Origin of the sequence: Flavobacterium gyeonganense, assembly GCF_029625295.1 — a bacterium.
Classification (GTDB): Bacteria; Bacteroidota; Bacteroidia; order Flavobacteriales; family Flavobacteriaceae; genus Flavobacterium; species Flavobacterium gyeonganense.
The window spans coordinates 1332310-1354433 of sequence record NZ_CP121112.1; the positions used below are offsets into that span (position 1 = coordinate 1332310).

At 33.3% G+C, this 22124-nt stretch carries 27 protein-coding genes and 1 pseudogene; 1 reads left to right on the plus strand and 27 read right to left on the minus strand.

The window, feature by feature from the left end:
* Positions 1-8 precede the first annotated feature (8 nt).
* The 6 genes from P5P89_RS05805 to P5P89_RS05830 form a co-directional block, all read right to left on the minus strand.
* Complete coding sequence (locus P5P89_RS05805) at positions 9-1400, minus strand: UDP-glucose 6-dehydrogenase (RefSeq protein WP_278011132.1); 1392 nt, start codon at positions 1398-1400, stop codon at positions 9-11.
* A gap of 20 nt (positions 1401-1420) precedes the next feature.
* Complete coding sequence (locus P5P89_RS05810) at positions 1421-2404, minus strand: SDR family oxidoreductase (protein WP_278011133.1); 984 nt, start codon at positions 2402-2404, stop codon at positions 1421-1423.
* Positions 2405-2417: 13 nt separating this feature from the next.
* Complete coding sequence (locus P5P89_RS05815) at positions 2418-4868, minus strand: exopolysaccharide transport family protein (protein WP_278011134.1); 2451 nt, start codon at positions 4866-4868, stop codon at positions 2418-2420.
* Between the two features lie 14 nt (positions 4869-4882).
* Positions 4883-5674 carry a polysaccharide biosynthesis/export family protein gene (locus tag P5P89_RS05820; RefSeq protein WP_278011135.1) on the minus strand — a complete coding sequence of 264 codons (792 nt, stop codon included), beginning with the start codon at positions 5672-5674 and terminating at the stop codon, positions 4883-4885.
* Between the two features lie 70 nt (positions 5675-5744).
* A complete protein-coding gene (gene recR / locus P5P89_RS05825; RefSeq protein ID WP_278011136.1) occupies positions 5745-6365 on the minus strand; it encodes a recombination mediator RecR in 621 nt (206 codons plus the stop codon).
* 168 nt (positions 6366-6533) lie between these two features.
* Complete coding sequence (locus P5P89_RS05830; protein WP_223680091.1) at positions 6534-6899, minus strand: CoA-binding protein; 366 nt, start codon at positions 6897-6899, stop codon at positions 6534-6536.
* A gap of 154 nt (positions 6900-7053) precedes the next feature.
* Here P5P89_RS05830 and P5P89_RS05835 point away from each other — a divergent pair, with 154 nt between their 5' ends.
* Positions 7054-7683, plus strand: coding sequence for a MarC family NAAT transporter (locus P5P89_RS05835; RefSeq protein WP_278011137.1), 630 nt, complete (start codon positions 7054-7056; stop codon positions 7681-7683).
* Between the two features lie 89 nt (positions 7684-7772).
* Here P5P89_RS05835 and ctlX read toward each other — a convergent pair whose 3' ends face one another.
* The 21 genes and pseudogenes from ctlX to rplE all read right to left on the minus strand — a co-directional run bounded on the left by ctlX (position 7773) and on the right by rplE (position 22122).
* Positions 7773-8708, minus strand: a complete 936-nt coding sequence (gene ctlX / locus P5P89_RS05840; protein ID WP_278011138.1) for a citrulline utilization hydrolase CtlX — start codon at positions 8706-8708, stop codon at positions 7773-7775.
* Positions 8709-8782: 74 nt separating this feature from the next.
* Positions 8783-9697 carry a dimethylarginine dimethylaminohydrolase family protein gene (locus P5P89_RS05845; RefSeq protein ID WP_278011139.1) on the minus strand — a complete coding sequence of 305 codons (915 nt, stop codon included), beginning with the start codon at positions 9695-9697 and terminating at the stop codon, positions 8783-8785.
* Positions 9698-9760: 63 nt separating this feature from the next.
* A complete protein-coding gene (locus P5P89_RS05850) occupies positions 9761-11038 on the minus strand; it encodes a citrate synthase (protein ID WP_278011140.1) in 1278 nt (425 codons plus the stop codon).
* A 153-nt stretch (positions 11039-11191) separates the two neighbouring features.
* The gene (eno, locus tag P5P89_RS05855) at positions 11192-12484 is read right to left on the minus strand and encodes a phosphopyruvate hydratase (protein WP_278011141.1); all 1293 of its coding nucleotides are present in this window, start codon (positions 12482-12484) and stop codon (positions 11192-11194) included.
* Positions 12485-12594: 110 nt separating this feature from the next.
* Positions 12595-13704 (minus strand): glutamine-hydrolyzing carbamoyl-phosphate synthase small subunit, encoded by a 1110-nt coding sequence (carA, locus tag P5P89_RS05860; protein ID WP_278011142.1) that lies wholly within the window; start codon positions 13702-13704, stop codon positions 12595-12597.
* A 236-nt stretch (positions 13705-13940) separates the two neighbouring features.
* Positions 13941-14432 carry a 50S ribosomal protein L17 gene (rplQ, locus tag P5P89_RS05865; RefSeq protein WP_278011143.1) on the minus strand — a complete coding sequence of 164 codons (492 nt, stop codon included), beginning with the start codon at positions 14430-14432 and terminating at the stop codon, positions 13941-13943.
* Between the two features lie 63 nt (positions 14433-14495).
* Positions 14496-15488, minus strand: coding sequence for a DNA-directed RNA polymerase subunit alpha (locus P5P89_RS05870; RefSeq protein ID WP_008464329.1), 993 nt, complete (start codon positions 15486-15488; stop codon positions 14496-14498).
* Between the two features lie 21 nt (positions 15489-15509).
* Positions 15510-16114 (minus strand): annotated as a pseudogene (gene rpsD / locus P5P89_RS05875) (30S ribosomal protein S4).
* A 90-nt stretch (positions 16115-16204) separates the two neighbouring features.
* Positions 16205-16588, minus strand: a complete 384-nt coding sequence (gene rpsK, locus P5P89_RS05880) for a 30S ribosomal protein S11 (protein ID WP_007803677.1) — start codon at positions 16586-16588, stop codon at positions 16205-16207.
* Positions 16589-16596: 8 nt separating this feature from the next.
* Positions 16597-16971 carry a 30S ribosomal protein S13 gene (gene rpsM, locus P5P89_RS05885; protein ID WP_012022478.1) on the minus strand — a complete coding sequence of 125 codons (375 nt, stop codon included), beginning with the start codon at positions 16969-16971 and terminating at the stop codon, positions 16597-16599.
* A gap of 2 nt (positions 16972-16973) precedes the next feature.
* Positions 16974-17090 (minus strand): type B 50S ribosomal protein L36, encoded by a 117-nt coding sequence (gene ykgO, locus P5P89_RS05890; protein ID WP_002987490.1) that lies wholly within the window; start codon positions 17088-17090, stop codon positions 16974-16976.
* A 12-nt stretch (positions 17091-17102) separates the two neighbouring features.
* Positions 17103-17318 (minus strand): translation initiation factor IF-1, encoded by a 216-nt coding sequence (infA, locus tag P5P89_RS05895; RefSeq protein WP_007136545.1) that lies wholly within the window; start codon positions 17316-17318, stop codon positions 17103-17105.
* Positions 17319-17325: 7 nt separating this feature from the next.
* Positions 17326-18672 (minus strand): preprotein translocase subunit SecY, encoded by a 1347-nt coding sequence (secY, locus tag P5P89_RS05900; protein ID WP_223680106.1) that lies wholly within the window; start codon positions 18670-18672, stop codon positions 17326-17328.
* A 12-nt stretch (positions 18673-18684) separates the two neighbouring features.
* On the minus strand, positions 18685-19137 hold the full coding sequence (gene rplO, locus P5P89_RS05905; RefSeq protein ID WP_026982954.1) for a 50S ribosomal protein L15: 453 nt from the start codon (positions 19135-19137) through the stop codon (positions 18685-18687).
* A gap of 11 nt (positions 19138-19148) precedes the next feature.
* Complete coding sequence (gene rpmD / locus P5P89_RS05910) at positions 19149-19331, minus strand: 50S ribosomal protein L30 (protein ID WP_017495010.1); 183 nt, start codon at positions 19329-19331, stop codon at positions 19149-19151.
* A 12-nt stretch (positions 19332-19343) separates the two neighbouring features.
* Complete coding sequence (rpsE, locus tag P5P89_RS05915) at positions 19344-19868, minus strand: 30S ribosomal protein S5 (protein WP_157486071.1); 525 nt, start codon at positions 19866-19868, stop codon at positions 19344-19346.
* A 3-nt stretch (positions 19869-19871) separates the two neighbouring features.
* Positions 19872-20222, minus strand: coding sequence for a 50S ribosomal protein L18 (gene rplR / locus P5P89_RS05920; protein ID WP_072960630.1), 351 nt, complete (start codon positions 20220-20222; stop codon positions 19872-19874).
* 11 nt (positions 20223-20233) lie between these two features.
* Positions 20234-20776, minus strand: a complete 543-nt coding sequence (rplF, locus tag P5P89_RS05925) for a 50S ribosomal protein L6 (RefSeq protein ID WP_031456036.1) — start codon at positions 20774-20776, stop codon at positions 20234-20236.
* An 18-nt stretch (positions 20777-20794) separates the two neighbouring features.
* Entirely contained in the window at positions 20795-21193 is a 399-nt protein-coding gene (gene rpsH, locus P5P89_RS05930) for a 30S ribosomal protein S8 (protein ID WP_017495014.1), read from the minus strand.
* Between the two features lie 104 nt (positions 21194-21297).
* Positions 21298-21567 carry a 30S ribosomal protein S14 gene (rpsN, locus tag P5P89_RS05935; protein ID WP_223680110.1) on the minus strand — a complete coding sequence of 90 codons (270 nt, stop codon included), beginning with the start codon at positions 21565-21567 and terminating at the stop codon, positions 21298-21300.
* A gap of 3 nt (positions 21568-21570) precedes the next feature.
* On the minus strand, positions 21571-22122 hold the full coding sequence (gene rplE / locus P5P89_RS05940) for a 50S ribosomal protein L5 (RefSeq protein ID WP_007803652.1): 552 nt from the start codon (positions 22120-22122) through the stop codon (positions 21571-21573).
* Positions 22123-22124: the final 2 nt, after the last annotated feature.

A 22124-nucleotide genomic window follows, 5' to 3' on the forward strand; every position in this document is an offset into this window, starting at 1 on the left:
TTATTTTTTTAAGAGCCTATCGCATTGTAAATAAACCCTATTGACTTTAATTCTTTTGCATTTAAAATATTTCTTCCGTCAAAAACAAAAGCTGGTTTTTTCATCGAATCATATATTCTTTGCCAATCATATTTAGTAAACTCATCCCATTCGGTAAGAATTGCAATTGCATGCGCTTCACTGCATGCTTCATAAGGATCTTCAAATGTAAGAATAGCATCTATATTTTCTGAAGAGTTTCTTGTGCCTAAATAATCTAAATCACTTAAAATTTTATTCTTCGGTACCTTTGGATCATAAACTGAGATTTTAGCCTGTTCATTAATCAAATCATCGGCAACATATATTGCAGCAGATTCGCGAGTGTCATTTGTGTCTTTTTTAAATGCCCAGCCTAAAAAAGTTATCTTTTTATCAGCTACAGTATTGTATAAAGTCTGAACAATTTTATTTGAAAATCTTCTTTTTTGATAATCATTCATAATAATAACCTGTTCCCAGTAATCAGCAACTTCGTTTAATCCATAAGATTTTGCGATATAAACCAAATTCAGAATATCTTTTTGAAAACAAGAACCTCCAAATCCTACTGAAGCCTTTAAAAATTTAGCACCAATACGGCTATCCATACCAATAGCACGAGCCACTTCATTTACATCTGCACCTGTCTTTTCACAAACTTCAGACATTGCATTGATTGATGAAATACGCTGAGCTAAAAAAGCATTTGCTGTAAGTTTAGACAATTCAGATGACCAAACATTAGTTGTTAAAATTTTATCCCGGCTTACCCAATTAGCATAAACATCAACTAAAGCATTAATAGCAACATCTCCCCCAGGAGTTGAATCTCCTCCTATTAGAATTCTATCCGGACTTAACAAATCAGTAACAGCAGTACCTTCTGCTAAAAATTCGGGATTAGAAAGAATCTGAAATTGCACACCATTTCCAGTATTATCCAAAATACTTTTTATAGCTTCTGCAGTACGAACAGGCAAAGTTGATTTTTCTACTACTATTTTATTATTTTTAGAAACTCTAGCTATTTGCCTTGCACATAATTCTATATATTTCAGATCAGCAGCCATCCCTTTACCTTTTCCATAAGTTTTGGTTGGCGTATTCACTGATATAAAAACAACTTCTGCTTCATCTATAGCCATATCTACATCGGTAGAAAAGAAGAGATTTCTACCTCTCGCTTCAGCTACAACTTCAGAAAGACCCGGTTCATAAATTGGAATATTGTCAGTATTTGGATCATTCCAGTCTTTGATCCTTTGTTCATTCAAATCTACTACAGTTACTTTAATATGTGGGCATTTTTGGGCAATTACTGCCATAGTTGGCCCCCCCACGTAACCTGCTCCGATACAACAAATTTTTGTTATTTTCATATTTTACTATTATTAAACTTCTATTTTAAATTATTCCAATACCAACTAACTGCTTCTTTTAATCCCTCTTCAAGTGAATATTCAGGATTATATCCTAAAATCATTTTTGCTTTTTCTATACTTGCTAACGAATGTGGAATGTCTCCAACTCGGTTTTCACCATAAATAATTGGCACATCTACAATTTTTGAATCAAATTCTCCTAAATATTTTTTCAAGTATCCAACTAAATCGTTCAAAGTATTTCTTTCTCCAAATGCCGTATTATAAACCGTATTAACTGCTTCTACGTTATTAGAAAAAATTGCAAGAGCATTCATCTGAATTACATTATCAATATACGTAAAATCTCTTGAATAATTCCCATCACCATTAATTACAGGACTTTCATAATTCATTAATTGCATTACAAATTTAGGAATCACTGCTGCGTACGCACCTTTTGGATCTTGTCTTCTTCCAAAAACATTAAAATAACGCAAACCAATTGTTTCTAATCCGTATGTTTTACTAAAAATTTCGGCATATAGTTCATTTACATATTTAGTGATTGCATAAGGAGACAATGGCTTCCCGATTACATCTTCTACTTTAGGCATTTCTTTAGAGTCTCCATAAGTAGAAGAACTTGCTGCATAGACAAATCGTTTTACTTTAGCATCACGTGCAGCAACCAACATATTCAAAAAACCCGAAACATTTACTTCATTAGTAGTAATAGGATCGTTTATAGACCTTGGTACAGAACCCAATGCTGCCTGATGCAATACGTAATCTATTCCCTGAACTGCTAAATTACAATCAGATATATTTCTTATATCGCCTTCAATTAATTTAAAACTCGGATTTGTCATAAAATTACTTAAATTATGACGATGTCCTGTTGAAAAGTTATCTAGGCAGATTACATTTTGTCCTAAATTTAAAAAATGTTCACATAGGTTAGAACCAATAAAACCAGCCCCACCCGTTATTAAAATAGTGTTTTGAATGTTTGTTTCCATCTACTTTAAATCATTATTTTTTAAATATTTTAAAAATATTTTTAAGAAAACCTGTTTCCTTTTCCTCTTCATGATATCCATTTGAATATGTTCCATAACTACCATAATATCCATAACCATAAGCTGATCCATACTTAGCCTTATTTTCAAAACCATTCAAAATAATACTAACATTACTTAATTCACCTCTTTTAACTCGGTTATTTAATAATGTGATCATTTCTTTTTTCGAATAATTTTGCCTGACAACATACAGCGTCACATCACTATACTGCATCAATTCTAATGAATCAGAAACAAGTCCAACAGGAGGTGTATCAAGTATTATGTAATCATATGTTTTTTTAAGCTCATCGATTAATTCGCCCATTACTTCACTTATAATTAATTCTGAAGGATTAGGGGGAATTGGTCCTGAAAGAATAACATCAAGATATGGAATCTGAGTTTTATTTACTATTTCATTGAGCGTTTTTTGCTTTATCAAATAATTAACAACACCATATTGATTTACCAAATTGAATTCGTCTGCCAATCTGGGCTTTCTTAAATCCATTCCTATAATCACTGTTTTTTTCTCACTAAGTGCAAAAACAGTTGCAATATTAATTGAACAGAATGTCTTTCCTTCCCCACTGATTGATGAAGTAAGCATTAATGTTTTTGCTCCGTCTAATTGCCTTTTTTTATACATAAACTGCAAAGACGAACGAATGCCTCTAAAAGCTTCTGATAATGCTGATTTAGGTTTCTGAAAAACTGCTAAACTGGTATTTTCTTTATTGATACCAACAACTCCAATTAATGGAATATGTGTTTGAGTACTAATATCATCGGTATTTTGAATTGTATTATTAATAAAAAAAAGCAGAAAAACAATAATTAAGGGTATAAGGATACCTAAAAACAAAGCTAAAACGTAATTCACAGAAGTTTTCGGACCAATCAAACCTCCACCAATATCTTTTGCACTATCTATAAAATGTATGTCGGATAAATTAGATGCTTTTACAATCTCGGCTTCATTTCTTTTTTGGAGAAACGTAGCGTAAATATTATCACTTAAATCATATTTTCTTTTGATTTTCAATAATTCTTGCTGTTCTTCCGGGAGTTTTTTAATAGTACTCTCCGCTTCGCTAATTTTATTGTTGACCAACGATAAATCATATTGTAAAGATGACTTTGCTGTTGCTATGTTTTCAAGTAAAACATTTTTCACCGCAATCATTTGATTATCGAAATCTTTAAAAATTTTATCACTCTTTACAGCGTAAGACATTTCAGATCTCTGTGCAGACAATGCAATAAGTTTGGAAACGTTTGTAACAATATTAGGATCTTCAATTCCTGCAACAGAAGGCGCAGGCAACTTTGAATAATCATTACTGTTTTTCAAATATGCTTTTAAAGAATTGTAGTAGGCAATTTTACGGGTTACTGCATCTCTTTCAACATCAAAATTAAGAATCTTCTCCGAAACCTTTTCTCCTCCTTCTTCTATCTCATATATATTTTTATCCTTTCTGAAAGATTTAAGCTCATTTCCAGTTTCTTTTAATTGAGATTCCATGGCAACGAGAGTACTATCAATAAAGCTTATGGTATTTGTAGCAAATAGATTCTTAGTATCTAACTGGTTTTTTATCAGCATTTTAACAGTCGAATTTAAATATTCCACCATTCTTGCTTTATTTGTTCCCTGTAACGATAGCGTCAAAATTGAACCAGCCTTTTCATCTGCTTCAACACCGATTCCTCTATAGTTCGAAACTGTAGCGTCAAAATTATTAAACTTTATAAAATATTCTTTTCCTGTATAAAAACCAGGATTATCATTTATTTCCAGTTTCCAGTTTAAAAATGGCAACCCAACCCGTTCTCCAACTTTATATTTTTTAATAAATTCAATAGGTTGAACAGTTGTACTGCTGTAACTGTTATCAGCATATGTAAAAAGTGAAACCGAATTATTCTCAAACGGAATTCTGATTTCATATTCATTTGGACTTAAAAATTTGATGCTAATTAAGGTTCCTGCTAACTGCGGTTTTGTTTTATCAATATTAACATAAAAAGGAACAGAACCATATACATCAACCATGTTATAATCCCCTTTTTGAAGATAATCTATATAATACTGCAATTTATCTACTACCAATTCGTTGTGCGATCTTGATTGTAGAATAGTAGAAATACCGCTTACCTGATCTGAAATACCTCCCCAGTTAAAAACCAAACTTGTATTGGAAGTAAAAAAAGGATTACTTTCTTCTTTAATCGAAATTAAAGTTTTCATACTGTAAATCTTTTCTTTTCGAATATTAACCTGATACGCTATGGTAAACGCAATAATTAAGCTTACTAAAAACAATTTCCAATAGCCGAAAATTTTGAGAAGAAAGCCTTTAAAATCGAAACCTGTATGATTTTCAAAAATGGAAAAATCTTTTATATCTAACATCTTTTGAGTCCCGTTTAATTTTTGATAATCAAATATACCGTTGTTGCCAATGACAATAAAGTTATTATAGTACCTATTGACTGAATACCGGTTTGTCCCGTTCCCCAAGTTTTTTGCCTTAATGGCTTTACATAAACATAATCATTAGGCTGCAAATAATAGTAAGGAGATTTCATCACATTTACATCTGTCAGATCAATATCATTCATCTGTACACCTGTAGGCGTTTGTCGTATTATAGTAACCGCTTTTCTATTACCAACAGTAGTAATATCACCAGCATTTGCAATGGCTTCCATAATATTTACATTTTCTTTAAATATTATTTTAGTTCCTGTGCTCCCTACTTCGCCGTTTATAGTATACCTGAAACCTGATAATTTTACGGTAACAAATATATTTGCTTCTGTTTTGAAATATTCCTCAAGTAGTTTTTTTTCAATTTTGATGCGTACTTCTTCAAGCGTATATCCAATTACGTTTATTTCTCCTAAAATTGGCATTCTTATATTTCCATGATCATCAACAGTAAAACCGTTAAAATATAATTGTGACTCGGATTTACCTCCGCTACTATTTTCATTTTCAGAAGCTTTAAAAATAGCAACTAATTTAGGATCAATAGCTTTAATATCCACATTTAAAACATCGTTAACCTGTAATCTGTAAGGCTTTGCTTCAACTGCAGAAACTGTATTCTCATTTCCGGCAGTCCCTTTATCCTGCAAATACACTAAATCTTTTATGGGAATACATGATGTAAAAAGCGCACTAATTAGTAATAAATAAAAACAGTTTTTTGTCATTTTTAAAATTTTATAAGCAAATATAACTATTCCTGTAATCATCAGGAAATCTTACTTAAGTTGTATTTATCTAATTGTTTTTGAATGTTTTTTCGAAAGGTATACGTTGTAAAATACTTCTTCCAAGCGTAACTTCATCCGCATATTCTAATTCATCTCCTACTGAAATCCCCCTTGCTATTGTAGAAATTATAATATCAGAATCAGCGATTTGTTTATAGATATAAAAATTTGTAGTATCTCCTTCCATAGTCGAACTTAAGGCAAAAATAATCTCAACAACTTTACCCAATTTTACCTTTTCAACAAGGGTTGTTACATTTAACTGGCTCGGCCCAACTCCTTCAATTGGAGAAATCTTACCTCCTAAAACATGATAAATCCCTTTATATTGCCCTGTATTTTCAATAGCCATTACATCCCTTATATCTTCAACAACACAAATAGTCTGACGATTTCTTGCTGAATTAGCACAAATTTCACAAACTTTTGTATCAGAAATATTATGACAATTTTCGCAAAATTTAATATCCTCTCGCATATTTAATAATGCCTGAGACAAAAAAACTGTTTGCTCTTTTGGCTGTTTTAACAGATGAAGAACCAAACGCAAGGCCGTACGCTTACCTATTCCTGGCAACTGGGACATTTCGCTGACTGCTTTTTCTATTAATTTTGATGAAAATTCCATGAAAACAAAGGTAATGCTTTAAACGATTAAGTGTTTTTAAAACTTTAATACTCGTAAAAGCCAAAAGTTGTGGTTGACAATATTTCTAGCCCTGATGGAAACGACATCCTTTTGTGCCGGCGTTCGGCGCAAAAGATATAGTGTACAGCAGGAAACAGCTTCTAAAAACTAATATTGATTTGTCGCTAATAATACTAATGTACAGGCAACTTCGACTTTGATATTGTTAAGCTCAAGTAACTGATATAACTCAGGATTTTCAGTACCAGGATTAAAAATTACCCGTTTAGGCTGTGCCTCCACAATATAATTATAATAATCACGCTGACGAACCGGATTTAAATACAAAGTGACTGTATCTATATTTGTAACAGGAATGGCTTTAGTATGGATCTTTACTCCCGCAACTTCTCCGGCATTTTGACCTATTGCCAAAACAGTATGTCCTTTTTGAGTAAGCATATTTATTGCTCTAAAAGCATAACGTTCCGGTTTTGTTGTAGCACCGAGAACCAAAGTTTTTTTATTTTTCATTATTTCTGAATATAGTACAAAAGTAATCAAAAAGGCCGAATTTCCCGCTTGTTATTCATTTAGAGACACAAAGAAGAATAAAACAACATCCTAACATCATTTTAGAGTAAAATCTTAAAATTTAATTACTTTTACTCTCCCAACTAAACACATTATGGATTTATTCATTTATTTATTCGCTGCCCTTTTCTCTGTTTTGAATCCAATTGGTACTGTTCCTATTTTTGTAGGTCTTACTCATGATGACACCAACAATGAACGATCTAGAATTTCGTTATGGACCGCTATTAATGTTTTCATCATTTTAATCGTATCATTCTTTATTGGACAATATGTACTGACTTTTTTCGGAATCAGTATTGACGCTCTTCGTATTGCCGGCGGGCTAGTGATTTTAAATTCAGGATTTTCATTGTTATCTGGAAAAATCAGCAAGAAAAGAGGGATTAATAAAAAGATTGAAAACGATGCTCAAAAGAGAAATGATATTGCGTTGACGCCATTAGCAATTCCGATGTTGGCAGGACCAGGATCTATTTCGTTGTTAATTGCTTTTTATCAGGAACATCACGAAATTGAAGAAATAATTATTTCAAGTTTAGCAATTTTGGCAATTTCAATTGCAATTTTTATTATCCTGAAGAGTGCACACTATTTGGCGCGTATTTTAGGAGCTTCAGGTATTGTCGCTATTTCCAGAATAATTGGTTTTATTGTAATTGCTATAGGAATTCAATACATCGTTAGTTCTATAATTAATATCATAAAAGGAAATCTCATGTAGATGTTCATGATACATCTAAATAAAAAATTCCAAATCCCATACTTTATGACAAGTTTGGAATTTGGAATTTATTTATTGAAAAGTTTAAATTAACTTCTTGGCAAAAAAACTTCAGCCATCATACACCTTGCACTCCCTCCTCCACAAGCTTCAATAGCATCTAAACCTGAACTTAAAATTTCGGCATGACTTTCTAATTGTGCAATTTGTTTTTCCGACAGACTCTGGTATGCAGATGTACTCATAACGATATATTTTTTGTCATTCGTTCCTAGTACTTCCAGCATATTACCAGCAAAGTTATTCACTTGCGCTTCGGTAATTAAAATGATGTCTTTTTTATCAGCCTTTAAATTCTCCAAAACCATTTTGCGCTCTTTTTTATCATCAATACTATCAGCACAAATGACTGCAAAAGTTTCACCTATACACATCATTACATTGGTATGATAGATAAGTTTTCGTTCTCCATTTACTGTTTGAAAAGCTTCAAAAATCACCGGAGCATAATCAAAATCTTCACAAAATTCAATAAACAATTCTTCATCTGCACGTGGTGACAAGGCACAATATGCTTTTCCGTTAGCTCTGTCCAATATTAAACTTCCAGTTCCTTCCAGAAAAACAGCATCTTCTTCAGCAGATGTATAGTCCATGATATCTGTAATCTCGAAACCTTTTTCTTCTAAAACGTCCAAAATATCTTCCCGGCGTTCCTGACGACGATTTTCAGCAAACATGGGATACAGTACTACTTCTCCATTTTCATGAAAAGAAACCCAATTGTTTGGAAAAACACTATCAGGCGTATCTGTTTCTAATGTATCTTCGATAACAGTCACATCTACACCTACAGATCTGAGTTTTTCTACAAAAGCATCAAACTCCTGTTGTGCTTTTGCATTTACTGTACTTGGCAGAAGTCCGTCTAATACTTTTTGATAATAATTATTCACAGCCGTTTGCTCATTCATTCTGAAAGCAACAGGCCGAATCATTACGATTGCATTTGTCGTTTGTTTCATATTTTATATGTTTCAAGTCTCGAGTTTCAGGCTTCACGTTAAAAACTTGAAACCTGAAACTTGAAACAATTTCTTTAATCTCTAATTAATGGTAAAGTTGAACATCTCAACAATCCTTCTTGCTTTGCAATTTCGGAATACGGAATTTCTTCTACAGTAAAACCTTTTGCACGAAGCCAATTGTTTAATCGGGTAAAATTTTTTTCAGAAACCACAACATCTTTATCAATCGAAAATACATTTGAAAACATGTTATACATTTCTTCTCTTTCGATATGAAATAAGTTTTCTTTCCCAAAAAGCTTTACCAAATACATATAGTCAGCTTCTTCACGAAAACCTCTCTTATAAATGATCCCTTTATCTTTTCCAACAGGCTGAAAACAACAATCCAAGTGTAAAGCATTATCCCTTGCTTCAATTTTGGATTTAACCAAATCGAATTCTTTCACAATTTTGTTTGGAAATAATTCTTTGATAAAATTAACGCCTCGCATATTGGTCCTGGCGGTTATATAATCTTTATAATCACTTCCTTTATAAGTACCTATAAAGATATAATCGTTCCAAAGCATGACATCGCCTCCTTCTATATGAACATCTTCCGGTGGACGCACCACTTTTAGCGGATTAATCTGGTCAATTACATACTGAATTGCGTCAAGTTCACGCTCTCTATCAGGCAAAATATTTGATTTAATAAAGATATCATCAATTACAAAACCTATATCGCGAGTAAAAATTTGATTATAACTCTCAATAATTTGCGGACGATAAACTTTTACTCCATATTTTTGAAAAACAGCATTAAAAGCTTCCATTTCAACAACCATATCTTTTTCAAGAGGATAAGTACCTGCTTTAATATGTTCCAATGATTTGGGATCATAAGCTTCCTCGACTGAAGGAGTTGGCCCATTATGAACGGCAGAACCCAAAACCACAGCACGCAATCTTGAAGTTTCGTTCTTAATATTTAATTGCAACATAATTATTATATTTTGTTGCAAATATAAAAAAAGCTCCACAGTTAAGTGAAGCTTTCAATATGTTTATTTATTAGATTTGAATTCTCTCAATGGATGACCTGTATAAATTTGTCTTGGTCTTCCAATTGGTTCTTTGTTTTCACGCATCTCTTTCCATTGCGCTATCCATCCTGGTAACCTTCCAATTGCAAACATAACTGTAAACATATCAGTTGGAATCCCTAATGCTCTGTAAATAATTCCAGAGTAGAAATCAACATTTGGATATAAATTTCTTGATTTGAAGTATTCATCTTCAAGAGCAGCTGTTTCTAATTTCCTTGCAATATCTAAAATAGGATCTTCAACACCTAAAGTTTCTAAAACTTCCTTAGCCGCTTTTTTGATGATTTTAGCTCTTGGATCGAAATTTTTGTAAACCCTGTGCCCAAATCCCATTAAGCGGAATGGATCGTTTTTATCTTTCGCTTTCGCCAAAAACTTATCTGTATCACCACCATCTTTATTAATATCTTCCAACATTTCAAGAACTGCCTGATTCGCACCTCCGTGAAGAGGTCCCCAAAGAGCAGAAACTCCTGCTGAAACAGACGCAAACAAACCTGCATGTGATGAACCTACCATTCTAACTGTTGAAGTTGAGCAGTTTTGCTCATGATCTGCATGAAGAATAAATAGTTTATCTAAAGCATTAACAATTACCGGATTTGCTTCATAAGGACCTGTAGGCAATTTAAACATTAATTGCATAAAACTTTCCACATATCCTTTTGTATTGTCGTAGTAATTTAATGGATACCCCATTGATTTTCTATAAGTCCAAGTAGCAATTACAAGAAATTTAGCCATTGTTTTACAAATAGCTTCATACATTTCTTTTTCATTATCAACATTAACCGCTTTAGGATTGAATGCTGTTAGCGCGCTCGTTAATGCAGATAAAACTCCCATTGGGTGAGCTGTTTTTGGAAAACCATCGATGATGTTTTTCATTTCTTCGTTCACCAAAGAATGTTTTTTAATGTCATTTTCGAATTGCTCTAATTCTTTAGCTGTTGGCAGCTCTCCGAAAATCAAAAGATAAGAAACCTCTAAGAAGCTTGCTTTTTCAGCAAGATCTTCGATTGAATACCCTCTGTAACGTAAAATTCCTAATTCTCCATCCAGAAAAGTAATTTCACTTTTGCATGAACCAGAATTTTTATAACCAGGATCAATAGTAATAATACCAGTTAAATCACGTAATTTGTTAATATCGATAGCGGATTCATTTTCGCTTCCTGTTATTACCGGAAGTTCAATTTTCTTACCATCTACTTCTAATGTAGCTATTTTTGACATAATATATCGGAAATAATTCTTTTAAATAATAATTTATCAAATCTAAGGAATTTAAGACTAATTAAAAAAGGAATAATGCTATGAATTTGTTAAAACCCAAAAAAAACCACTCGTTTTCACGAATGGTTTAATTCTACAATATAAGTCTTACAATTATTTGATCTTAAAAGCATTTAACCCAGGGAAATAAGCGGTACTTCCTAATTCCTCTTCAATTCTTAATAACTGATTGTATTTTGCCATACGATCTGAACGAGAAGCAGAACCAGTTTTAATTTGACCACAGTTTAAAGCTACAGCTAAATCTGCAATAGTATTGTCTTCAGTTTCTCCTGAGCGGTGTGACATTACTGAAGTATAACCAGCATTTTTTGCCATGTTTACCGCAGCAATTGTTTCTGTTAAAGTACCAATTTGGTTTACTTTTACTAAGATAGAGTTAGCAATTCCTTTTTCGATACCTGTTGACAAACGGGCAACATTAGTAACGAACAAATCATCACCTACTAATTGTACTTTATTTCCAATTTTTTCAGTTAGAGCTTTCCATCCATCCCAGTCATCTTCGTACATACCATCCTCGATAGAAATAATTGGATATTTAGCAGCAAGTTCAGCTAAATACTCAGCCTGCTCTTCAGATGTTCTGATTTTCCCAGTTTCTCCTTCAAATTTAGTATAATCATATTTTCCGTTTACATAAAACTCAGAAGCAGCGCAGTCAAGAGCAATCATAATTTCGTCACCGAAAGTATATCCTGCTTTTTCAACTGCTAATTTAATAGTATCTAAAGCATCTTCAGTTCCACCAGCTAAATTTGGAGCAAAACCTCCTTCATCACCTACAGCAGTACTTAAACCTCTATCGTGTAATACTTTTTTTAAACTGTGGAAAATTTCAGTTCCCATTTGCATAGCATGTGTAAAAGAAGTTGCTTTTACAGGAAAAATCATAAACTCCTGAAATGCAATAGGTGCATCAGAGTGAGAACCACCGTTGATGATGTTCATCATCGGAACAGGTAGTGTATTAGCAGAAACTCCACCTACATATCTGTACAATGGCAAACCAAGTTCATTAGCAGCAGCTTTTGCAGCAGCTAAAGAAACACCTAAAATCGCATTAGCTCCTAATTTAGATTTGTTTGGAGTTCCATCCAAATCAATCATTAATTGATCAATAGTATTTTGTTCAAAAACAGAAGTCCCAACTAATTCTTCAGCAATAACAGTATTTACATTATTCACTGCATTTAAAACTCCTTTACCTAAATAAGCTTTTCCACCATCACGTAATTCAACAGCTTCATGCTCTCCAGTTGAAGCTCCAGATGGAACCGCCGCTCTACCTAAAACTCCATTTTCTGTAACTACATCTACCTCTATAGTAGGATTCCCTCTGGAATCAAGAATTTGTCTTGCGTGAACTTTAATTATAATACTCATTATTTTTGTTTTTTATTAATAAATTATATATTTTTTCGAAAGTATAAAAATATTTAATACTAAAAACTCATTTTAGTCATTAAGTACCTTTATTTATTAACTACATCGTTTTAGACTTTGCTAGTTTTGATATTCTCAACAAATTGATCAAATAAATAAGAAGAATCATGTGGTCCAGGACTAGCTTCAGGATGATATTGAACTGAAAAACAATTCTTATTCTTCATCCTCATACCAGCCACAGTATCATCATTTAGATGAATATGTGTGAGCTCTAATTCCGGATGACCTTCCAAAGCTTCTCTTTTCACAGCGAAACCATGATTTTGAGAAGTAATTTCACCTTTACCAGTAATAAGATTTTTTACTGGGTGATTAATTCCTCTATGTCCACCAAACATTTTGTACGTTTTAACGCCATTTGCAAGAGCAATTACCTGATGCCCTAAACAAATCCCAAACAAAGGTTTGTCTTCAGCAATAATTTTCTTAGCAACTTCAATCGCTCTAAAAAGAGGATCCGGATCTCCAGGGCCATTTGACAAGAAATAACCATCAGGATTAAATGCTGTCAAATCTTCATAAGTTGAATCGTATGGAAAAACTTTGATGTAACAATCTCTCTTAGCAAGATTTCTTAATATATTCTTTTTTATACCCAAGTCTAATGCAGAAATTTTGTATGTAGCATTTTCATCACCAATAAAGTAAGGTTCTTTAGTTGACACTTTAGAAGCCAGCTCCAAACCTTCCATATCAGGAACATTAGCCAATTCCTTCTTTAACTCTTCAATAGAAGTTCCATCTGTACAAATAACTGCATTCATAGCCCCATTGTCACGAATGTAACTCACCAGGGCACGAGTATCAACATCCGAAATACAAATCAGGTTTTGTTTTGTAAAATAATCCTCAAGGCTTCCTGAAGCACCTGTTCTGGAATAGTTAAAACTAAAGTTTTTACAAACTAATCCTGCTATTTTAACGCTTTCAGATTCAACTTCTAAATCATTTACACCGTAATTACCGATATGCGGATTAGTAGTCACCATGATTTGCCCAAAATATGAAGGATCTGTAAAAATCTCCTGATATCCTGTCATTCCTGTATTAAAACAAACTTCACCAAAAGTTTTACCGCTAATACCGATAGATTTACCATGAAAAATAGTTCCGTCACTTAGTAATAAAATGGCGCTTTGTCGAGTTGTGTATTTCATTGTTTAATTTCTATTATTATAATCTTAATACTGAATTTAAAAACTCAGCGTAATTAGATATTTTGCAAATTTACTTTTTTAAAAGACCGCTGACAAGATTTTTTAAAAATTTCATTCATAAAAATAAAACCCAGTCATTTAAAAAAGTTAAATTTTGTTCTTAAAAAAAATCAAAAAAAAAGGATAAACTAAAAATTAGCTTATCCTTGATTTCTATAGAATCATTATTTTCATAATTATTCAGAAGCTTCAGTAGTCGTTTCTGATTCAGCAGCTGGAGCTTCCGGAGTTACCTCTTCAGCTTTTTTAGCTTTACCACCACGACGGCTTTTTGCTTTTTTAACTTCTTTTTTACCACCGTTGTAAAGTTCATTGAAATCTACAAGTTCGATCATCGCCATATCAGCGTTATCTCCTAAACGATTTCCAACTTTAATGATACGAGTGTATCCACCTGGACGGTCACCAACTTTAGCAGCCACATCTCTGAACAAGTCAGTTACAGCATATTTACTACGTAGGTAAGCAAAAACAATACGACGGTTGTGAGTCGTATCTTCTTTTGATTTTGTGATTAAAGGCTCAACAAATTGTTTAAGCGCTTTAGCTTTTGCAACAGTAGTGTTAATACGTTTGTGCTCGATAAGAGAACAAGCCATATTAGCCAACATAGCTTTTCTATGTCCAGTCTGTCTGCTTAAGTGATTGAATTTTTTTCCGTGTCTCATGACGTGTTTTTTAAAACCTTCATCTTGCTTCTATCCTCTTTGGAGAGCAAAATACGAAGTGGTTTATTCTTTATCTAATTTGTATTTAGCTAAGTCCATTCCGAAAGTTAAATTTTTAACTGCAACAAGTTCGTCAAGCTCAGTTAAAGATTTTTTACCAAAATTACGGAATTTCATTAGGTCATTTTTATTGAACGATACTAAATCACCAAGTGTATCAACTTCAGCCGCTTTCAAGCAATTTAATGCTCTCACAGATAAATCCATATCAACAAGCTTAGTTTTAAGCAATTGTCTCATATGCAATGACTCTTCATCATACGATTCTGTTTGTGCAATTTCGTCAGCCTCAAGTGTAATTCTTTCATCAGAAAACAACATAAAATGGTGAATTAAAACTTTAGCAGCTTCAGTAAGAGCATCTTTTGGATTGATAGATCCATCAGTTTTGATTTCAAAAACTAATTTTTCGTAATCTGTTTTTTGCTCTACACGGAAATTTTCGATTGCATATTTTACATTTTTTACCGGAGTAAAAATAGAATCTGTAAAAATTGTTCCAATTGCAGCATTCTGTTTTTTGTTCTCTTCAGCAGGAACGTATCCTCTACCTTTTTCGATTGTTAAATCGAAGTTCAATTTGATTTTAGAATCTAAATTACAGATAACAAGGTCTGGATTCAGAACTTGGAAACCTGAGATAAATTTTTGAAAATCACCTGCTGTCAATTGGTCTTTACCAGAAACAGAAATAGTAACTGATTCATTATCGATATCTTCAATCTGACGTTTGAAACGTACTTGCTTAAGATTAAGGATAATTTCTGTAACGTCCTCAACAACACCTGAAATAGTAGAAAACTCATGATCTACACCTTCGATACGAACAGATGTAATTGCATAACCTTCTAACGCTGAAAGCAAAACTCTTCTAAGTGCATTACCAACAGTCAATCCATAACCAGGTTCTAAAGGTCTAAATTCGAATTTACCTTCAAAATCGGTTGAATCGATCATGATAACTTTATCGGGCTTTTGAAAATTAAATATTGCCATAAATTTCGACTAAGTCAATTATTATTTGTTGTACAACTCTACGATTAATTGTTCTTTAATGTTTTCTGGAATTTGAAGTCTTGCAGGAACAGAAACGAAAGTTCCTTCTTTAAGATCATTATTCCAGGTAATCCATTCATAAACATGACTTGAATTTGATAAAGAACGTTCGATAGCTTCTAACGATTTAGATTTTTCACGAACTGCAACTTTATCACCAGGCTTAAGGTGGTAAGAAGGGATATTTACAACTTCACCATTAACAGTAATGTGTCTATGAGAAACTAATTGTCTTGCACCTCTACGAGATGGAGCAATTCCCATTCTAAAAACAACATTATCTAATCTCGCTTCACATAATTGTAAAAGAACTTCACCAGTAACACCTTTAGTAGCTGATGCTTTTTTAAATAAACCTCTGAATTGTTTTTCTAAAATCCCATAAGAATATTTAGCTTTTTGCTTTTCCATTAACTGAACAGCATACTCAGATTTTTTACCTCTTTTTTTAGCCATCCCGTGTTGTCCAGGTGGGTAATTTCTTTTTCGAAAGATTTATCATCTCCGAAGATTGCTTCGCCAAATTTACGAGCAATTCTAGTTTTAGGACCAGTATATCTTGCCATTTCTAAAAATTAATTTAAGGTAGAGATTATGAATTCAGGTCATATCCTTCGATAATCGTCATTCTACCTTGTTATACTTAAATAATATTATTAAACTCTACGTCTTTTTGGAGGACGACATCCGTTGTGAGGCATTGGAGTAACATCGATAATCTCAGTAACTTCAATTCCACCATTATGAATAGAACGAATAGCAGACTCACGTCCGTTACCCGGTCCTTTTACATAAACCTTAACTTTTTTCAGTCCAGCCTCTAGAGCTACTTTACTACAATCTTCTGCTGCCATTTGAGCTGCATACGGAGTATTCTTTTTAGAACCTCTGAATCCCATTTTACCAGCTGAAGACCAAGAAATAACTTCGCCTTTCTTATTTGTCAAAGAAATAATAATATTGTTGAAAGTGGCAGAAATATGAGCCTCACCCGTTGATTCAACGATAACTTTACGTTTTTTTGCAGTTGCCTTAGCCATATTACTTATTATTTAGTTGCTTTTTTCTTGTTAGCAACAGTTTTTCTTTTACCTTTTCTTGTTCTAGAGTTATTTTTAGTTCTTTGTCCTCTTAATGGAAGACCAGATCTATGACGGATACCTCTGTAACAACCAATATCCATTAAACGTTTGATGTTTAAAGAAACTTCAGAACGCAATTCTCCTTCAATCTTGTAAAACGAAACTGCATCACGAATTGCTCCGATCTCGTCGTCATTCCAATCTTGAACTTTTTTATCCTGGCTAACCTGAGCTTTTTCTAAAATCTCAATAGCTCTACTTTTTCCTAATCCGAAAATATAGGTAAGTGCAATAACACCTCTTTTGTTTTTTGGGATATCTACCCCTGCTATTCTTGCCATAATTATCCTTGTCTTTGTTTAAATCTAGGATTCTTTTTGTTTATTACGTACAGTCTCCCTTTTCTACGCACGATAATGCACTCGGCACTTCTCTTTTTTACTGATGCTCTAACTTTCATAGTAATTATCCTTTAATATCGATAAGTAATTCTTGCTTTTGACAAATCATAAGGACTCATTTCTAGTTTCACTTTATCACCAGGTAATAATTTGATGTAATGCATACGCATTTTACCAGAAATATGAGCAATTACAATATGTCCATTTTCTAACTCTACACGGAACATCGCATTTGATAATGCTTCAATGATTGATCCGTCTTGTTCTATTGCTGATTGTTTTGCCATAAATATATTAAGCTACTGCTTTTCTATTTTTACCAGTCTTCATTAAACCATCATAATGCTTGTTTAACAAGTATGAATTGATTTGCTGAATAGTATCTATTGCAACACCAACCATAATTATTAAAGAGGTACCTCCAAAAAACATTGCCCAAGATTGTTGTACATCCATAACACTTACAACAATAGCCGGGAACACAGCAATTAGAGCAAGAAATAAAGATCCTGGGAAAGTTATTAAAGACATCACTTTATCAAGAAAGTCTGAAGTTTCAGCACCTGGCCTTACACCCGGAATAAAACCACCACTTCTTTTTAAATCATCGGCCATTTTGTTAGTAGGTACTGTGATTGCAGTATAGAAGAATGTGAATACAATAATTAAAGTTGCAAAAACAAAATTATACCAAAACCCAAACATATTACTAAATGTTCCAACAATAGATTGTGATGTATCTGATTTAGACAATCCGGCTACAGCAGCAGGAATAAACATAATTGCCTGAGCAAAAATGATTGGCATAACCCCAGAAGCATTAAGCTTAAGCGGAATCCATTGCCTGTTACCACCAGCCAAATCCTGTTCATAATCCCCAGTTGTTGTACGACGAGCATATTGAACCGGAATTCTACGTACTGCCATCGTTAATAACACACAAGAAATGATAACCAATAACCAAACTATAATTTCAATAACTAATAACATTGGACCTCCATTGTTGTTAGTAACTCTGGTTGTGAATTCTTGTATAAAAGCTTGCGGTAAACGAGCTAAGATACCAACCATAATCAATAATGAAATTCCATTTCCAATCCCTTTATCTGTAATTTTTTCCCCAAGCCACATAGCAAAAATAGTGCCTGTAACCAAGATAATAACAGAAGAAAACAAAAACTCAGGTGAGTTAAACCCTAACAAAAATGCATTGCCAGGTAGTGTTCTGTATAAATTATAGATATAAGTTGGACCTTGAACCAAAGTAATAGCAATAGTTAACCAACGGGTAATTTGATTAATCTTTTTTCTACCGCTTTCTCCATCATTTTGAAGTTTTTGCAAATATGGAATCGCAATTCCCATTAACTGGACAACAATAGAAGCAGAAATGTAAGGCATAATCCCTAAAGCAAAAACTGAAGCTTTAGAGAAAGCACCTCCGGTGAACATGTCTAAGATAGATCCTAAACCATTTTTAGTTTGTCCCGCTAAACCAGTTAGTTGAGTTGCATCAATTCCCGGAAGCGTAACATGTGCTCCAAAACGATATACTAAAAGCAATCCTAATGTAATTAAGATTCTGTTTTTAAGTTCTTCGATTTTCCAAACATTACTTATTGATTCAATAAATTTCTTCATACAATAGAAAAATTATATTGTTACAGCCTCTCCACCAGCAGCTTCTATAGCAGCTTTAGCAGTAGCAGTAAATTTGTGAGCAGTTACTTTTAATTTTGCTTTCAATTCTCCTCTACCTAAAATCTTAACAATTTCGTTTTTGGTAGCCAAACGGTTTGCAACAAAGTCTGTCATAGAAACAGAATCCGTAATTACACCATTATCTACTAGCAATTGAAGTGTATCTAAATTAACACCTTCGTATTCTTTACGATTGATGTTTGTGAAACCAAACTTAGGCACACGTCTTTGAAGTGGCATTTGCCCTCCTTCAAAACCAATCTTTTTAGAATAACCAGAACGAGATTTTGCTCCTTTGTGACCTCTTGCTGCAGTGCCACCTTTACCAGAACCCTCTCCTCTACCTAATCTTTTATTTTGATTGTGTGTTGACCCTTCAGCTGGTTGTAAGTTACTTAAATTCATAACAGTATTTGTTATTTAGCTTCTTCAACAGAAACTAAGTGTTTAACTTTGTTTATCATCCCAAGGATAGCAGGATTTGAATCATGCTCTACAACTTGTCCCATTTTACGTAGACCCAAAGCTTCCAAACCTCTCTTTTGAGAAAGAGGACAGTTGATTTTGCTTCTTACTTGTTTTACTAATAATTTAGCCATAATTTCCTTGAATTAACCTTTAAAAACTTTTTCTAAAGAAACACCTCTCTGTCTTGCAACAGTATGAGCGCTTCTCATTTGCAATAAAGCATCAAAAGTTGCTTTAACTACGTTATGAGGGTTTGATGATCCCTGAGATTTAGATAATACATCGTGAATACCTACTGATTCAAGAACCGAACGAACAGCTCCACCAGCAATAACTCCTGTACCATGAGAAGCAGGAATTAAAAACACACGTGCACCACCAAATTTTCCTTTTTGTTCGTGAGGAACAGATTGACCATTTAAAGGAATTTTCACTAAATTTTTCTTAGCATCTTCTACTGCTTTCGCAATTGCTTCAGAAACATCTTTAGATTTTCCTAATCCATGACCAACTACTCCGTTTTCATCACCTACAACTACAATAGCAGAAAAACCGAAAGCTCTACCTCCTTTTGTAACCTTAGTAACACGATTAACACTAACTAGACGATCTTTAAGTTCAAGACCACTAGGTTTTACCAATTCTACATTTTTGTATTTAGACATAATATATTAGAATTTAAGTCCAGCGGCTCTTGCGCCTTCTGCTAATGATTTAATACGACCGTGATATAAATAACCACCTCTGTCAAAAGTGATGGTATCAATCCCGGCTTTTAACGCTTTTTCAGCAACTAGTTTTCCAACTGCAGCCGCTACTTCAACGTTAGTACCTTTTCCTATTTCTTTTTCTCTTGAAGATGCAGCTAATAAAGTAACTCCATTTACATCATCAATAAGTTGAGCGTAAATTTCCTTATTACTTCTAAATACAGATAATCTAGGATTAGTTGCTGTACCACTAATCGATTTTCTAATTCTGAATCTAATTCTCTGTCTTCTATCAGATTTTGTTAATGACATAATCTTATTTTTTAAGCTGATTTACCTGCTTTTCTTCTTAATACTTCACCCACAAATTTAACACCTTTTCCTTTGTATGGTTCAGGCTTACGGAAACCTCTGATTTTCGCAGCAACCTGTCCTAAAAGTTGTTTATCAAATGATGTTAATTTTACGATAGGGTTTTTTCCTTTTTCAGATATTGTTTCTACTACTACTTCAGGAGCAACTTCCAAAACAATATTGTGAGAATATCCAAGAGCTAAATCTAACTTCTGACCTTGATTTGAGGCTCTGTAACCAACTCCAACTAATTCAAGTTCTTTTGTAAAACCTTCAGATACTCCAACAATCATGTTACTGATTAATGATCTGTACAATCCGTGTTTTGCTCTTTGGTCTTTATGATCAGACGATCTTTCAACTAATGCTTGATCGCCTTCAACTGTTACAGTTACGTCCGAAAACTCCTGAGTTAGTTGACCTTTTTTTCCTTTTACTGTAATAATACCGTCTTTAACTTCTACAGTTACGCCAGCAGGGATTACAATTGGGCTTTTACCTATTCTTGACATCTTATTTAGTCTTTAAAATTAGTATACGTAACAAATTACTTCACCACCTACATTTAATTGTTTCGCTTGTTTTCCAGTCATAAGACCTTTTGAAGTTGAAACAATTGCAATTCCTAATCCGTTAAGGATTCTTGGTAATTTGGCAGCACCTGCGTATTTACGTAAACCAGGTTTACTAATTCTTTGGATATCTTTAATTACAGGCTCTTTAGTATCTTTATCATACTTCAAAGCAATTTTGATTGAACCCTGAACAGAGTTGTCTTCAAATTTGTAACTTAAGATATAACCTTGATCAAATAAGATCTTAGTTATTTCTTTTTTTAGATTAGAAGCCGGAATCTCAACAACTTTGTGGTTTGCAGCCACAGCGTTACGAACTCTAGTCAAATAATCTGCAATAGGATCTGTATACATATGTATTTGATTGCGATTATGGTTTTCGGGAGACACCCGTCTCCCGAACCTTTAATCAATTAAAATTATTTTTTGGTTTGCAAAAGTAATAACTTATTGCGAGATTACCAAGACGCTTTTTTAACTCCAGGAATTAAGCCATTATTAGCCATCTCACGAAAAGTTACACGAGAAATACCAAATTGACGAATATAACCTCTTGGTCTACCTGTTAATTTACAACGATTGTGCAAACGAACTGGTGAAGCATTTTTAGGTAATTTCTGTAAAGCTTCAAAATCCCCAGCTTCTTTCAAAGCTTTTCTCTTCTCAGCGTACTTAGCTACCGTTTTCTCTCTTTTCACCTCACGGGCTTTCATTGATTCTTTAGCCATGTCTTAATTCTTTTTAAAAGGTAAACCTAATTCAGCCAATAATGACTTTGCTTCTTTGTCAGTTTTTGCAGTAGTAACAAAAGTGATATCCATTCCTGAAATTTTGTTTACTTTATCAATATCAATTTCAGGGAAAATGATTTGCTCTAAAACTCCAAGATTGTAATTACCTCTTCCGTCGAAACCAGTAGCTTTAATACCACTAAAATCTCTAACACGTGGCAAAGCAGAAGTAACAAGTCTGTCTAAAAACTCATACATTCTTTCTCCACGCAAAGTAACTTTTGCTCCAATAGGCATCCCTTTTCTCAATTTGAATGACGCAACGTCTTTCTTTGAAATTGTAGATACTGCTTTTTGTCCAGTGATCTTAGTTAACTCATCAACTGCATAGTCAATAAGTTTTTTATCAGATACAGCTGCACCAACTCCACGGCTCAAAACGATTTTTTCAAGTTTAGGAACTTGCATTACGTTTGTATATCCGAACTCTTCTTTAAGAGCAGAGATTACTCTACTCTTATATTCTTCTTTTAGTCTAGGTGTATATGCCATTA